We start from the raw sequence: 15,303 nt of genomic DNA on the forward strand, positions 1-15,303 counted from the left end.
TACCATTTAGCCCTGACAGCAGCGGCACCTTGTAGAGCGGATGGCAGGAATAGGGAAACCAAAAACACCCGAAAGTTTCGCTTCTTAAAATAAATAACGTAATTTTGCACCCAATAAAGTATAGGTATGAGAACCAAATCGGTAAAGAAAAATAAGATTAATGTCATTACGTTGGGTTGTTCTAAAAACACGTATGACAGTGAGGTGTTGATGGGACAATTGAAAGCGAGTGGCAAAGAGGTAGTGCACGAGCAAGAGGGCAATATTGTGGTAATTAATACGTGTGGTTTTATTGATAATGCCAAGGAAGAATCGGTTAATACTATTTTAGAATATGCCGACAAAAAAGAACGTGGAATTGTTGACAAAGTTTTTGTGACTGGCTGTTTATCGGAACGCTATCGCCCTGATTTGGAAAAAGAGATTCCAAATGTCGACCAATATTTTGGCACAACAGAGTTGCCACTTTTATTGAAAGCCTTAGGCGCCGACTACAAACACGAATTGCTTGGCGAACGATTGACCACCACGCCAAAAAATTATGCCTATTTGAAAATTGCCGAAGGCTGCGACCGTCCATGCAGTTTCTGCGCTATTCCGATTATGCGTGGCAAACACGTTTCGCAACCGATAGAAAAACTCGTGAAAGAAGCCGCTGGTTTGGCAAAAAATGGCGTTAAAGAGTTAATCTTAATTGCACAAGATTTAACCTATTATGGATTGGATTTGTATAAAAAGCGTAATCTCGCCGAACTTCTTGAGCATTTAGTTCAGGTTGAAAGTATCGAATGGATTCGTTTACATTACGCCTTCCCTACAGGATTTCCTATGGATGTTTTAGATTTGATGCAACGGGAACCGAAAATATGTAATTATATTGATATTCCGTTACAACACATCGCTGATCCTATATTAAAATCGATGAAGCGAGGAACAACTCGAGAAAAAACGACTCGGTTATTAAATGATTTTCGAGAAAAAGTACCTGGAATTGCCATTAGAACAACACTTATTGTAGGATATCCTGGAGAAACTGAAGCCGATTTTCAAGTTTTGAAAGATTGGGTACAAGAAATGAAGTTCGACCGATTGGGGTGCTTTACTTATTCTCATGAAGAAAACACAGGTGCCTTTGCTCTTGTAGATGATGTACCAGAAGCAGTAAAAAAAGCTCGTGCCCAAGAAATCATGGACTTACAATCGCAAATTTCATGGGATTTAAATCAAGATCGAATTGGAAAAACCTACAAGTGTATGATTGACCGAAAAGAAGGAAATTATTTTGTAGGAAGAACCGAGTTTGACAGTCCCGATGTGGATAATGAAGTACTTATAGATGCGTCAAAATTTTATGTGAAAACTGGAGAATTTGTTAACGTAACAATTAGTGATGCTACGGAATATGATTTGTATGGAGAACCCATTTAAATTATTTTTTTTTTACTACATTTACGTCTGTTTAAATCAGTTATCATGAAACTTTTAAAATTATTTCTTGTTCTTTTAATAGGCGTTACTTGTCAGAATATGAATGCTCAGTATGGCTATGGTTCCAATGGAATGTATGGTGGGGGCATGGGTATGGGTGGCATGAACCGCATGAGAAATCAGCAAAGCATCCAAAATACGAATGATTATGGGCGAAATTCTAAATCGGCCGAAGACATTGAAAAAGAGCGCGCCGAGAACATCAATAAAACGATGGATAAATTGACCAAAGAATTGACTCTTGACGATTTGCAGGTCATTGTTATTCGGAAAGAAATTGAAGCCAGTTCGAAAAGTATTTATGCTGTGATGAAAAGCGAAAGTCCAGAAGAACAAAAAATAAAAGAAATCGAAGCAATTAATGAAAAAACAGATCGAACGATCAATACCTTTTTAAATCCGACGCAAAAGGAAAAATATAAAAACATGATTCAGGAACGAATGGATCGGATGGAAAAATACAAATTATCAAAAAAATAATACTCTTAAACTCCAAAACGATTTGATTTGGAGTTTTTTTTGTACTATTACTTTTTAAAATTACAGTTATAGATTTAGTCCTTTCTATTGCATAGACCATGAAAACTAAAAACCTAAACCTGATTATTGTTCTCGGATTGGTTGCTACCATTGGCATTCTGATTGTGCAGCTTCTGTGGACCAAACAAGCGTTTACCCTCGAAGAAAAAAAGTTTTCACAAAAAACACATTTTGCGCTTCTTGAAGTAGTAAAAAAATTATACAAAGGAACCAGTAGTACATTACCCTCTGAAAATCCGATTCAAAAAATTGCAAACGATTATTATATTGTCAACGTGGACAATGATTTTGATCCAAAAGTTTTGGAGTACTACTTAAAAGCAGAGTTTTTAAAATTCAATATCAATACCGATTTTGAATATGCTATGTACAATTGTCAAAGCGACGAAATGGTATATGGTAACTACATTTCACAAAACGAAAAAACATCAGCCCAAAAGACTATTTACTTTCCTAAACACAAAAACCTGGTATATTATTTTGCGATTCGATTTCCAAATGAGACTTCATATTTGTTCAATTCGTTACGGTTTTGGTTTATTCTTTCTTTTGCGCTTATCATCATTTTATTAATATATGTTTACTCCATTTATACCATCATCCAGCAAAAAAAATACTCCGAATTACAACGTGATTTTATCAATAATATGACACACGAATTCAAAACACCACTTTCTTCTATTTTATTGGCATCCCATTTTTTACACAAACAAGACAGCATTCAAAAAGATGAAAAATTGGAACATTACACCGATATTATTATCAAGCAAAGTAATAAATTAAACAGTCATATTGAACAAATTTTAAACATAGCCAAATCGGACAATTCCTCCATGAAAATGAACATCAAAGGTGTGGCCTTACTGCCTATCTTGGAGGAAGTGGCAGAAAACATGAAATTGAAACACCCAAATTTGGCTTTAAAAATCAATACTCCAAAAGATTACTCTATACTTGCCGACGAATTTCACTTTACAAATATTATTTATAATTTGATTGACAACTCCATAAAATATTGTAATGAAGACCCAGAGATTTGTATTACTATTGAAGAAATTCCTAAATACTTGAAGCTTCAATTTTCAGACAATGGTATTGGAATCCCTTCAAAAAACACCCCTTTCATCTTTGATAAATTCTACAGAGTTCCTAGTGCAATGAATAATGAAATCAATGGTTTTGGCCTTGGATTGTATTATGTAAAAAAAATATGTACTTTACATCATTGGAAAATTTCCGTTGACAACAATACCAATAAAGGAATCAGTATCGTAATTTTAATACCCAATTAAAGCGAGTTACTATGTCTAAATTTAAAATCTTATATGCGGAAGACGATGAAACTTTAGCCTTTCTAACTAAAGACCATCTCAATCAATTTTATGAAGTAACCCATTGTTCTGATGGAACTTCATGCTTAGATACGTTTCATGCGAATATATTTGACATTTGTATTTTAGACATCATGATGCCTAAAATGGACGGTTTTGAACTCGCTGAAAAAATTAGAATCCTAAATCCTGAAATTCCTATTATTTTTTTATCGGCCAAAACATTAAAAGAAGATCGTATCAAAGGGTTACGAATCGGTGCCGACGATTATTTGGTAAAACCGTTTAGCATGGAAGAACTTATTTTAAAAATAGAAATCTTTTTAAAACGAAGCTACAAAAAAATAATTCCAGAAAAAAGAATCTATATCGTTGGAAAATACCAGTTTGACTGTGAAAATTATACAGTATTTACTGAAAAAGAGAAAATAGCATTAACCCAGAGAGAATCTGACTTGTTAAAACTCTTTTTAGACAACAAAAACAAAGTCCTGAAACGAGAGGAAATTCTTAAATCTTTATGGGGCGATGATGATTATTTTATGGGCAGAAGTCTCGATGTTTTTATTTCAAGATTACGAAAAATATTGGCCCACGAAAAAGGAATTGCCATTGAAAACCTACACGGCATTGGTTTTAAATTTACAATACAATAGTTATTGAGAAATCACGCGGTTGATTTGCACAAAAGTTCTCACATAATATGGCTCTTTGGTTGATGAAACGATAACACCCGAATTCGTTGCTGAATGAATAAATTTAATTTCATCATCGAGAACTTCGGTAATCATCCCCACATGGCTAACTCTTCTTCCTCCAAAGGTAGCAAAGAAAATCAGATCCCCTTTTTGGGCATGTGCTTTGTCAATTTTAACTCCAATGTTTGCCATTTCATGTGATGATCGGGGTAAAAACATATTGATGTTTTTGAACGTATGAAACATCAATCCCGAGCAATCAAACCCAGCGCCTGTATCACCTCCACGACGGTATCTTGTTCCCAAGAATCTAAACGCTTTTTCGATTAAAAATTCGGCTTTCGACAAATTCCCTGCTGGAATATCCTCAGTAACTACAGAATCCTCAGATGTATTTTCATTACCTTGAACGGTGGTTTTTTTAATTTTTAAAGCATAGCCAATTGGTAATTCTTTATCAATCTCGGGATTCCATTTTTTGATATCCTCTACCGAAACGCCATACTGTTTTGAGATTCTAAACAAGGTTTCTTTGGGAGCTACCGTATGAATCAATTCGTTTGAAAACGTGTCCTTTACAACCACCTTTTCTTCATTTTCAACACTTTGCTGATTGGATTGCTCCTTTACAATTTCTTGATTTGGGATTTTTAAAACCGCGCCTTTTTTTAAATTGCTCGTTTTCAATTCGGGATTCATTTCGCAAAGAACCTCCATGGTCACACCATATTTTTTGGCTATACTATATAAAGTTTCTTTGGCAGTAACTGTGTGCTTTATAAATTTATTTTCAACAAGGGTTTCTTTTTTTCCGTTGTCTTTGTCAGAAACTTTAGAAGCAAGAAGTGTTTTTTTAGAAGGCTTGCTTTTTTCTTTGTATTTTTTATTCGGAATATTCACAACCTGACCCAATTGCAACAAAGCCCCTTTCGTTTTGGGATTCACGGCATAAATTTCTTTTTCAGTCAAATCATATTTAAGCGCTAACCCATAGATGGATTCACCACTCTTAATTTTATGTTTGATTATTTTTTGAGCTTGGACTTGTACCGAAAAAACTAAAGCTAAAAGACTAACTATTTTAAAAACTTTCATCATTTTAATCATTATAGCACTATCTTAAGCACTGTGAAAAAGTATGCAAATTTACAAAATAACAATAGTTTATTCGAGTTTGTTTAACTTAAATTTAAATTAATTTCAGAATTACTGCTATAAATTCAATTTTTGTACGCTAAAAAAATCGTATTAATTTACGCTGAACACCACACGATATATTCACGTTTCAAAGGGCTTTGATTTTGTTTCTATCAATAACTTTTTTTTAACACAAAAAAACGTAAATTCGCAAACTATGAAGGAAACCGATATTATTGAAATTCAAAAACTATTAGCAAGTCCTAAAAAAATTGCAATTATCCCTCATCGCAATCCCGACGGAGATGCCATGGGTTCTACGCTCGGATTGTATCATTTTTTAGTACAACTTCACCACGAAGCTTTTGTAGTATCTCCTAATGATTTTCCCAATTTTCTATCTTGGATGCCTGGTTCAGAGAATGTTTATGTTTTTGAAAATGCGATTTCAGAAAATAAAAAGCGACTTCAAGAAGCTGAACTTATTTTCACGCTCGATTTTAATGCACTCCATCGAACGGGGGAAATGGAACATACATTAGCGGCATTGAAAGTCCCTATGATCATGATAGACCATCATGAAGCTCCAGCCCATTATGCAACCTATGTTTTTTCAGATACCGCATACGGCTCAACTTGTGAGATGGTGTATGATTTTATTGCGGCTTTAGGAAAAATATCATCCCTCAACAAAACGATAGCGACTTGTTTATATACCGGAATCATGACCGATTCGGGGCAATTTCGATTTCCTAAAACAACGGGGAAAACCCATAGAATTGTAGCCGAATTTATTGATTTGGGAGTAGCCAATTCTGATATTCCCAACTTAATTTTTGACAACAATTCCTACGACAGATTGCAGCTTTTAGGACGAGCACTACAAAATATGAAGGTATTTCCTGAATTGAAAACATCTTATACAACACTATCTAATAAAGAGTTAGCACAATTTAATTATGTAAAAGGTGATACAGAAGGTATTGTAAATTATGGCTTAACCATTAAAGGCATTCATTTTACAGCTATTTTTATTGAACATAGCGATGAAAATATTATAAAAATTTCATTTCGTTCGCAAGGAGCTTTCGATGTAAACACGTTTGCCAGAACTTATTTTGATGGTGGAGGACACCAAAACGCTGCTGGAGGACGTTCTTATGACAGTCTTGAACATACCCTTGCAAAATTTGAAAAAATCATTCAAACCCTATCTATTTAAAATGAAAATTAATCCGTTTTACCTCCTTTTATTTTTAGGTTTTTTAGCTGTAACCAGTTGTAAAAAACAGCAAGTTAGAATGCCTATTTCTCATGCATCGGGTGTTTTTTTAAAAAAATCAGCTGAGCGCAATAAAAAATTAATTCACGGCGAAGAGTCAAAAATAGATTCTATCATAAAAAGCAATCCTAAGATTACCTACCTTACTTCTCAAAAAGGATATTGGTATTGTTACGTTACAAAAAACGACAAAGACACGCTTCGTCCTAAAAAAGGAGATGTCGCCGATTTTGATTACGAGGTCAAAGATTTAGATGGAAACGTAATTTATTCCCAATTGGAATTACAAAACCAACATTATGTTGTGGACAAACAAAACATCATGATGGGCTTGAGACATGGAATAAAACTGATGCACAAACATGAAACCGTAACTTTTCTTTTTCCATCACACATGGCCTATGGGTATCATGGTGACAACAGACGAATTGGGGTAAATGAGCCGCTACTTTGTACAGTAACCCTTAATGATTTTAAACCCGTAAACACTAGCAATCCAGAATAAGATGAAAAAATTAACCCTATTTCTAGTAGCCTGCCTTTCAATACTCACTTTTAGTTGTAAAAAAGAAGACCATACCAATCTAAAAGACGGAATTTATGCCGAAATCGAGACGGGAAAAGGAACTATTAGAGTGGCTTTAGAATATAAAAAAGCCCCAATCACCGTAGCCAATTTTATTACTTTAGCGGAAGGAACCAATCCATTTGTATTAGAAGAATATCAATCGAAACCCCTGTATGATGGGCTAAAATTTCATCGTGTGATTTCTAAAACCAATGGCGATCAAGAAGATTTTATGATTCAAGGAGGAGACCCATTAGGAAACGGTTCGGGTGATGCAGGCTATCAATTTGATGATGAATTTTCCGATTTAAAATTTGACAAAGGAGGCTATCTTGCAATGGCTAACTCAGGCCCTGGTACTAACAGTTGTCAGTTTTTTATTACGATTAAAGAAACGCCATGGCTCGACCAAAGACATACCATTTTTGGTCATGTCATTGATAACGGTATGAAAGTAGTCAACGCTATTGTTCAAGGTGATGAGATCACTTCCATAAAAATCATACGCATCGGAGAAACCGCAAAAAAGTTTGATGCAGTAAAAATTTTCTCCGACTATTATCGTGTGACTTCTGAAAAAATAAAAAAACAAAAGGAATTGGAAGCCTCAAAAATGAAGAAAGCAGCAGCCAATAAATTAGCTTACTTTGCCCAATTAAAATCGGGCGCGATTAAGTTGCCCTCTGGATTAATGTATGCTATTACTGAAAAAGGCACTGGCAAGAAACCCGCCAAAGGCACTAAAGTATTTATCAACTATGCTGGTTTTTTAGAAAACGGAACCTTATTTGACACTAGCATCTCCAAAGTAGCTGAAGATTTTGGCACGTACAATGCCCAACGGGCTGTCCAAAATGGCTACGCTCCTATCCCTTTTGAAGTGGGTACTAAGGGAGCTATGATACCAGGATTTGAAGAAGGCTTAAACCAATTAGGCATTGGAGCTAAAGCCGTGCTTTTTATACCCTCAAATTTAGCCTATGGCGAAAATGGCGCTGGGAATGCAATTCCACCCAATGCCAACATTATTTTTGAAATTCAAATGTTAGATAAACCATAATTATTATTAAAATTCCAATAAAATGAAACTAAAACTGAAAATCGTATTGTTAGTACTATTGTCTACAACAATCACACAAGCACAAACAAAGAAAAAACTTGATAGTAAAAAGGCTACTCCCGTTGCGTCTACTGAAAAGCCACAATTTACTACTTCAAAAGCAACAACCCCTATCGATACAAAAGAAGGTATTTTTGCTGACATTCAAACAAGTAAAGGAAGTATCGTAGTAAAACTTGAGTATCAAAAAACACCTATCACAGTAGCCAATTTTGTTTCGTTAGCAGAAGGAAACAATCCTGAAGTTGATGAAAAATTAAAAGGAAAACATTTTTATGATGGTTTGAAATTTCATCGCGTCATTAAAGACTTTATGATTCAAGGAGGTGACCCAGATGGAAATGGATCTGGAGGTCCTGGATATGCTTTTAAAGATGAAATTACTGATGCTAAATTTGATAACGCTGGGATTTTAGCAATGGCAAATGCGGGGCCTAAAACCAATGGATCGCAATTCTTTATTACACACAAAGAAACCCCTTGGCTTAACGGAAAACACACCATTTTTGGATATGTTGTTACAGGTCAAAATGTTGTAAATGCCATTGCACAAGACGATGTAATTACTAAAATAGTAATCACTAGAAAAGGTGATGCAGCTAAAAAATTTGATGCTGCTAAAGTGTTTGGTGATTATTTTATTACAAAAGCAGAGGATGATAGAAAGCAAGTACTTATAGATGCTGAAAATAAGAAAAAACAAGCCGAACTAGACGCTCAGAAAAAAGCTGAATATACAGCAAAATATGGAACTGTTATGGCTTCAAAAATAGCCGAATTAAACACTCAGAAACAAACAGCAACCAAAACAGCAAGTGGATTGCAATATGTAATCACTAAAAAAGGGGAAGGAAAAAAACCAGCAGAAGGCACACAAGTTTACGTACATTATGCAGGATACCTTGAAGATGGTAGTCTTTTCGACAGTAGTTATGAAGACATATGCAAAACTTTTGGAAAATACGATTCCAATCGTGCCTCACAAAACGGCTATCAACCGTTCCCTTTTCAATATGGTAACAAAGGGGGGTTAATTCCTGGATTCCTTGAAGGATTAAATTTAATGTCTTTTGGAGATAAAGCAATTTTCTTTATTCCGTCAAATTTAGGGTATGGCGAAAGAGGAGCTGGTAATGTCATTCCGCCAAATTCAAACATCATTTTTGAAGTAGAATTATTAGAAAGTCTTCCTTCTAGTAAATAATACAATTTCAAATAGAAAAAGGTACAAGTTCGATTTCTTGTACCTTTTTTTGTTTATTTAAACTTCCATTCGAATTCGTCGTTGTCATTAATAATGGCGCCTATTTCAACACGAATTACCGTTTGATATTCCGATTGTAAAATCAACCAATTGCTTTCATTAAAATGATTTTCTGTCGAATCAAAATCTTCTTGTTCCCATGTTTTAAAGGGAAGTGCCGCTTTGAGTTCGGTTACATTCCTCCCAATTACTTTCTGGTCTAAGAGCATGACCTCAGGATGGGACGTGATGATGTAGCCCAAACGAAAATCTTCATCTTCATAGAAGGTTAATCGTAGTTTGGGCTCATTATATAAGTAAATGATGTTGCTATCATCATCTTCAAATTGTTTATCAGGCGCTCCATAAAGTGCCTTAACCTCTTTTTGCTTCATCCCGAAAAGCAACTGATCGATTCCGTTTTTTGGATTTAGTTTCATTTTTATTGATTTAATACTCAAATTTCCCATACTCGCTTTCAATGGTGAGTTTTTTAACCTCACTCGCCTCCACGCTACCTACAATTTGCGCTTCAACCCCAAAAGAGTGTGAAATAGCAATAATATCTTGTGCTAGTTCTTGAGGGACATACAATTCCATTCGATGACCACAATTAAAGACTTGATACATTTCTTTCCAATCGGTTTTAGATTGCTCTTGAATCAGTTGAAACAAAGGGGGTACAGGAAACAAGTTGTCTTTTATGACATGAAGGGCATCTACAAAGTGCAACACTTTGGTTTGTGCCCCACCGCTACAATGTACCATTCCGTGTATCTCTCTGGGAGTATATTTTTCTAAAATAGTTTTGATTATGGGCGCATAAGTTCTCGTGGGCGATAGCACCAATTGTCCGGCATCAATGGGAGCATTGGCAACCGCATCGGTTAATTTTACAGTGCCTGAATACACCAAGTCTTTGGGAACTGAAGCGTCGTAACTTTCAGGATATTTGTCTGCCAAATACTGCGCAAAAACATCATGCCGTGCCGAAGTCAATCCGTTGCTTCCCATTCCACCATTATACTTTGTTTCATACTTGGCTTGACCAAAAGAAGCCAATCCTACAATGACATCCCCAGCTTTAATATTGGCATTATCTATCACATCGCTACGTTTCATTCGTGCCGTAACAGTAGAATCAACTATAATGGTTCGCACTAAATCGCCCACATCGGCTGTTTCGCCTCCAGTTGAATGAATAGTAACTCCAAAAGATTGAAGCTCCGTTATCAATTCTTCCGTTCCGTTTATGATCGCTGAAATCACTTCGCCTGGAATGAGCTTTTTATTTCTACCAATAGTTGACGAGAGCAAAATGTTGTCGGTAGCACCCACACAAAGTAAATCATCGATATTCATAATCAGGGCATCTTGTGCAATGCCTTTCCAAACCGAAACATCACCAGTTTCTTTCCAATACAGGTACGCTAATGAGGATTTTGTTCCTGCGCCATCGGCGTGCATCACGATACAATAGTCTTCGTCTTGGGTTAAATAATCGGGGATAATTTTGCAGAACGCTTTTGGAAACAGTCCTTTGTCAATATTCTTGATGGCATGATGCACATCTTCTTTTGCGGCAGAAACTCCGCGCAAAGCGTAGCGATTGCTGTTGTTAGAACTCATGTGTAGTAGTTAGTTGCCCTTTGCTTGCATTGGGTAAATGTTGTGGCACAAAGATAGTAATTTGAATGACCTATTGCCAATGAGTCATGAGGTTTTTCCTATACTATTTATCCAAAATCATGATTTCAACCCGTCTGTTCAGAGCCGCTTCCGATTCGTTTTTTTCGGGAATAGGAAATTTTGGCTTTGAAACACCAAAACCTTTCACCTGGATTCTTGCGCCATCAATCCCTTCCGAAACTAGAATTCTCTTGATTTGGCGTGCTCTATCAAGGGATAAATTTCTAATATCACTCGCCACACAACAAATATGACCTTGAATTTCGATTTTTAATTTCGGATGGTTTTTAAGGGTTTCAATCAAGGCATCTACCGTAGGTTTGGCACTAGGCATGACTGCAAAACTGTTTTGAAAAAAATTAACGTCTTTAAGTTTGATGAGCGTTCCTTTTCGTGCCTGTTGAATTTTGTCTTCCAAAGTAGCATTTTCACTAAAGTTCATAGCCTCTTCTTCTATTGGAATGATTTCCTGTGGTTCTTCAACTTTGGGTTCGGCTTTGCCTGGGGTTATTCCTAAAATCTCATTTTCTCGTGCTAAGTCTTTTGCCAAAATGTAATAAAGAGTGACTTTTCGATTTTCTGCCTTATTCTTTGATTGGTGGAAATTTTCACCAAAACTTCTGGTTTTAAAATCTTCACGAGTCTTGATTTTATCTTTCACCTTATTAAAAATAAAATGTACTCTTTTTTGGGCCAATGTATCGTTAAAACCATTGGTGCCATCATCATCAGTATAGCCGTTGATAGCAACAATTTTAACCGAGGAATTGGCAGCAATCCAATCTTGAAGTTTTTGGGACTCAGCTGCATTTGTTTCAAACTTATTGCTGTCAAAAAATACAGAAAACTGTTCTTGAGCTCTAACACATGTAAGAGATACACAAAAGAAAAAACTAAAAAAAAGAGCTTTTGCATTCATAATACTATCATTCAAAATATACCCTCAAAAGTATTCAATAATTACTAAGACGCCATAATTTTAGTACAATAAAACACTGCTATATACTAAATTAATGGTTTGTTTTTTATAAATCCTATCCTTTCAACCGCATCACGATATCCAATTGTGCTTTTAGAATTTTGTTTTCTTCTTCAAGTTGGGCAATGCGTGCTTCATAATCCTTTTTTAAGGTGGCTTTTTCTTCTACTGTTTTGTCAATTTTAGCAAATTCGGCGGGTAACTCATTGGCTATATCATGAAAAATATTGTATTTCATGGCATAGCACAAATCAATTAATATTCCTGTTTGAATACTCGAATTTCGAATGTATTTATACATAGAACTGCCCGGTCTTCCTATGGCGCGTTCCATTTGCAAATTAGAAAAATTGAATTGATACATTAATTTCTCAATGATTTTTCCAGTATTGATGTTATGAGCACTTTTTTTCATCTTTATTGATTAAATTGGTTATACCAAAAATATAATTTATTTAATTTAAATACAAACTTATTTGTCTTATACACATACTTATTTGTTTTTAACACTAAAATAATAATTAAAAATACAATCTTATTAAATTATAAAACATAAGTAGTAAATTAAAACACAAATAACTATGTTTTTTACACAAATAAATAAAATTTATACACTACTATTTTTTATTTATAAACATATAAACATGACTTAAAAACAAACTTATTTGTTTTTAAATAAAAAATAGTATCCAAAAGTAAGGAGAGTTGTTTATATCGCTACAACTCCGCCATAGCATTGAACTTTTAGGCGATTTTTATTCCAAAACTTAAAACCACACAATAAAAAATTCCATAAGAAACCCCGATTCAAGATTCTGAATCGGGGTTTCTTTATCTATTCTGTATTTTCTATAAAAACTATCTCGTAAACAATAACTCTCTGTATTTAGTCAACGTCCAAGTTTCGTTATCTACTAACAATTCTAGCTTATCGCAGTGCTCACGAATGATTTCAAAGTAGGGTTTTACTTGATCACAATATGCTTCTGCCATTTTTTGAGCATCAGTCAACGCATTGGCTTTTTTACGAGCTTCAGTCATGGCATCTACATTAGAATTAATTCCTTCAATGTGTTCTGAAATTTCTTTGATTAATGAAATTTGCTCTTTGGCAATTTTTTCAAACTCTTTTCCAAAAATTTCTTTTAATCCACGTACATTTTCAATCAATGTATTTTGGTAACGAATTGCTGTTGGAATTACGTGATTACGAGCAATATCTCCCAAAACTCTTCCTTCAATTTGAATTTTCTTAGTGTATTCTTCCAATTCGATTTCGTAGCGTGCCTCTACCTCAACATGATTCATCACATTCAAATCGCTAAACAAATCCAACGCTTTTTTAGACACTTTTGCTTTCAAAGCCGCTGGTGTCGTTTTGTGATTGCTCAATCCACGTTTTTTAGCTTCTTTCTCCCAAGCATCGCTATATCCGTCTCCTTCAAACAAAATATTTTTCGTTTGCTTGATATATTCTCTAAGTACGTTGAAAATAGCTTCGTCTTTTTTCAATCCTTTCTCATCAATTAAAGCATCTACTTCTTTTTTGAAAGCTCTTAATTGTTTTGCTACAATTGAGTTTAAAGTCGTCATGGCATTAGCACAGTTGGCAGACGAACCCACAGCTCTGAACTCAAATTTGTTTCCAGTGAAAGCAAACGGAGACGTTCTGTTTCTATCAGTATTATCCAACATAACATCTGGAATTTTACCCACCACATTCAATTTTAAATCGGTTTTTTCTTCTGGAGATAATTTCCCTTTTGAAACGCCTTCTAATTCTGCCAATACCTTCGTTAATTGTTCTCCAATAAATACCGAAATTATCGCTGGAGGCGCTTCGTTTGCACCCAAACGATGGTCATTGCTTGCAGTAGCAATAGACGCTCTCAACAATTCTTCATATTCATTTACTGCTTTAATAGTATTAATAAAGAAAGACAAGAACTGTAAGTTACTCATAGGCGTCTTGCTAGGAGAAAGCAAATTAACCCCAGTATCGGTTGCTAGTGACCAGTTGTTATGTTTTCCAGAACCATTAACGCCTTTGAATGGTTTTTCATGGAACAATACTTTAAAGTTATGACGTTCAGCAATTTTAGACATCACATCCATCAACAACGAGTTGTGGTCTACAGCCAAATTGGTTTCTTCAAAAATAGGAGCCAACTCAAATTGATTGGGTGCTACCTCATTATGACGCGTTTTTACTGGAATTCCCAACAACATGCACTCTTCTTCCAACTCACGCATAAATGATAAGGTTCTTGAAGGAATAGAACCAAAATAGTGGTCGTCTAATTGTTGTCCTTTCGCTGACGTATGTCCTAATAAGGTACGTCCCGTCATGATTAAATCGGGACGCGTATTAGCCAAAGAAGCATCTACTAAAAAATATTCTTGTTCCCATCCCAAAGTAGCGGTAACTTTCTTTACATTTTTATCAAAATACTTACAAACATCCGTTGCCGCTTCGTCAACCGCATTTAAGGCACGCAAAAGAGGCGTTTTATAATCTAGTGCCTCACCCGTGTAAGAGATAAACACGGTTGGAATGCATAATGTTGTTCCAAAAATAAAAGCAGGAGAGGTTGGATCCCAAGCGGTATACCCACGAGCTTCAAATGTATTTCTAATTCCTCCATTAGGGAAAGAAGACGCATCGGGCTCTTGTTGTACCAATTGTCCTCCACCAAATTTCTCTACAGGATCAGACCCATCGTAAGAGGTTTCAAAAAAAGCATCATGTTTTTCTGCTGTGGTTCCTGTTAAGGGTTGAAACCAGTGGGTGTAGTGTGTTACTCCTTTTGACAAAGCCCATTCTTTCATCCCCATAGCGATATAATCGGCTAATTTTCTGTCTATTTTAGTTCCGTGCTGGATCGCATCCTTAACGGCTTTGTAAGCATCTGGCGTCAAAAATTGGCGCATCGCTTTATCATTAAACACATTAGAACCAAAAAGAGCTGATTTTTTTCCCGACTCTTTAAATTCCACCGGCTTTCTACCTGATGCATCTTTTAATGCTTGAAAACGTAACGTTGACATAAAAATTTAGTTTTAAAAGTTAGACCCTTATTATTTTGATGCAAAAATATACATTTTTTGAATACAAAATCAATTATACCCTATTTTCTTAGGGGTCATTGTGATAATTATGAATTTAAAATTATGAATTATGAATTTTTATCAATACTTAATAAAAGATTATCTTTGTGAAAAATCTCA

At 35.1% G+C, this 15,303-nt stretch carries 14 protein-coding genes; 8 read left to right on the forward strand and 6 right to left on the reverse strand.

Annotated features, from left to right (window positions below):
• Positions 1–126: 126 nt before the first annotated feature.
• The 4 genes from rimO (at position 127) to CLV55_RS10180 (ending at position 4,015) form a co-directional block, all read left to right on the forward strand.
• Positions 127–1,428 (forward strand): 30S ribosomal protein S12 methylthiotransferase RimO, encoded by a 1,302-nt coding sequence (rimO, locus tag CLV55_RS10165; protein WP_112113684.1) that lies wholly within the window; start codon positions 127–129, stop codon positions 1,426–1,428.
• Between the two features lie 45 nt (positions 1,429–1,473).
• On the forward strand, positions 1,474–1,968 hold the full coding sequence (locus tag CLV55_RS10170; RefSeq protein ID WP_112113685.1) for a hypothetical protein: 495 nt from the start codon (positions 1,474–1,476) through the stop codon (positions 1,966–1,968).
• A gap of 98 nt (positions 1,969–2,066) precedes the next feature.
• Positions 2,067–3,320, forward strand: coding sequence for a sensor histidine kinase (locus tag CLV55_RS10175; RefSeq protein ID WP_112113686.1), 1,254 nt, complete (start codon positions 2,067–2,069; stop codon positions 3,318–3,320).
• 11 nt (positions 3,321–3,331) lie between these two features.
• Positions 3,332–4,015 carry a response regulator transcription factor gene (locus CLV55_RS10180; RefSeq protein ID WP_112113687.1) on the forward strand — a complete coding sequence of 228 codons (684 nt, stop codon included), beginning with the start codon at positions 3,332–3,334 and terminating at the stop codon, positions 4,013–4,015.
• Here CLV55_RS10180 and CLV55_RS10185 read toward each other — a convergent pair whose 3' ends face one another.
• A complete protein-coding gene (locus CLV55_RS10185) occupies positions 4,016–5,155 on the reverse strand; it encodes a C40 family peptidase (protein WP_158527034.1) in 1,140 nt (379 codons plus the stop codon). It lies immediately after the preceding gene.
• Positions 5,156–5,411: 256 nt separating this feature from the next.
• Between CLV55_RS10185 and CLV55_RS10190 the strand changes: the two genes are divergently transcribed.
• From CLV55_RS10190 to CLV55_RS10205, 4 genes are read left to right on the forward strand one after another with little or no spacing between them, the layout of a single operon-like run.
• Positions 5,412–6,416, forward strand: coding sequence for a DHH family phosphoesterase (locus CLV55_RS10190; protein WP_112113689.1), 1,005 nt, complete (start codon positions 5,412–5,414; stop codon positions 6,414–6,416).
• Between the two features lies 1 nt (position 6,417).
• The gene (gene gldI / locus CLV55_RS10195; RefSeq protein ID WP_112113690.1) at positions 6,418–6,981 is read left to right on the forward strand and encodes a gliding motility-associated peptidyl-prolyl isomerase GldI; all 564 of its coding nucleotides are present in this window, start codon (positions 6,418–6,420) and stop codon (positions 6,979–6,981) included.
• A 1-nt stretch (position 6,982) separates the two neighbouring features.
• Positions 6,983–8,104, forward strand: coding sequence for a peptidylprolyl isomerase (locus CLV55_RS10200; protein WP_112113691.1), 1,122 nt, complete (start codon positions 6,983–6,985; stop codon positions 8,102–8,104).
• 22 nt (positions 8,105–8,126) lie between these two features.
• Positions 8,127–9,368: a peptidylprolyl isomerase gene (locus CLV55_RS10205; RefSeq protein WP_112113692.1), complete on the forward strand. Its 1,242-nt coding sequence runs from the start codon at positions 8,127–8,129 to the stop codon at positions 9,366–9,368.
• 53 nt (positions 9,369–9,421) lie between these two features.
• Here CLV55_RS10205 and CLV55_RS10210 read toward each other — a convergent pair whose 3' ends face one another.
• The 5 genes from CLV55_RS10210 to CLV55_RS10230 all read right to left on the reverse strand — a co-directional run bounded on the left by CLV55_RS10210 (position 9,422) and on the right by CLV55_RS10230 (position 15,123).
• Positions 9,422–9,847, reverse strand: a complete 426-nt coding sequence (locus CLV55_RS10210; RefSeq protein WP_112113727.1) for a hypothetical protein — start codon at positions 9,845–9,847, stop codon at positions 9,422–9,424.
• Positions 9,848–9,857: 10 nt separating this feature from the next.
• Positions 9,858–11,036 (reverse strand): AIR synthase related protein, encoded by a 1,179-nt coding sequence (locus CLV55_RS10215; RefSeq protein ID WP_112113693.1) that lies wholly within the window; start codon positions 11,034–11,036, stop codon positions 9,858–9,860.
• A gap of 103 nt (positions 11,037–11,139) precedes the next feature.
• Positions 11,140–12,015, reverse strand: a complete 876-nt coding sequence (locus tag CLV55_RS10220; protein WP_112113694.1) for an OmpA family protein — start codon at positions 12,013–12,015, stop codon at positions 11,140–11,142.
• 115 nt (positions 12,016–12,130) lie between these two features.
• Positions 12,131–12,490: a hypothetical protein gene (locus CLV55_RS10225; protein WP_112113695.1), complete on the reverse strand. Its 360-nt coding sequence runs from the start codon at positions 12,488–12,490 to the stop codon at positions 12,131–12,133.
• A gap of 443 nt (positions 12,491–12,933) precedes the next feature.
• The gene (locus tag CLV55_RS10230) at positions 12,934–15,123 is read right to left on the reverse strand and encodes a glutamine synthetase III family protein (protein ID WP_112113696.1); all 2,190 of its coding nucleotides are present in this window, start codon (positions 15,121–15,123) and stop codon (positions 12,934–12,936) included.
• Between the last annotated feature and the right edge of the window lie 180 nt (positions 15,124–15,303).

The organism is Flavobacterium aciduliphilum, assembly GCF_003268855.1.
Lineage (GTDB): Bacteria > Bacteroidota > Bacteroidia > Flavobacteriales > Flavobacteriaceae > Flavobacterium > Flavobacterium aciduliphilum.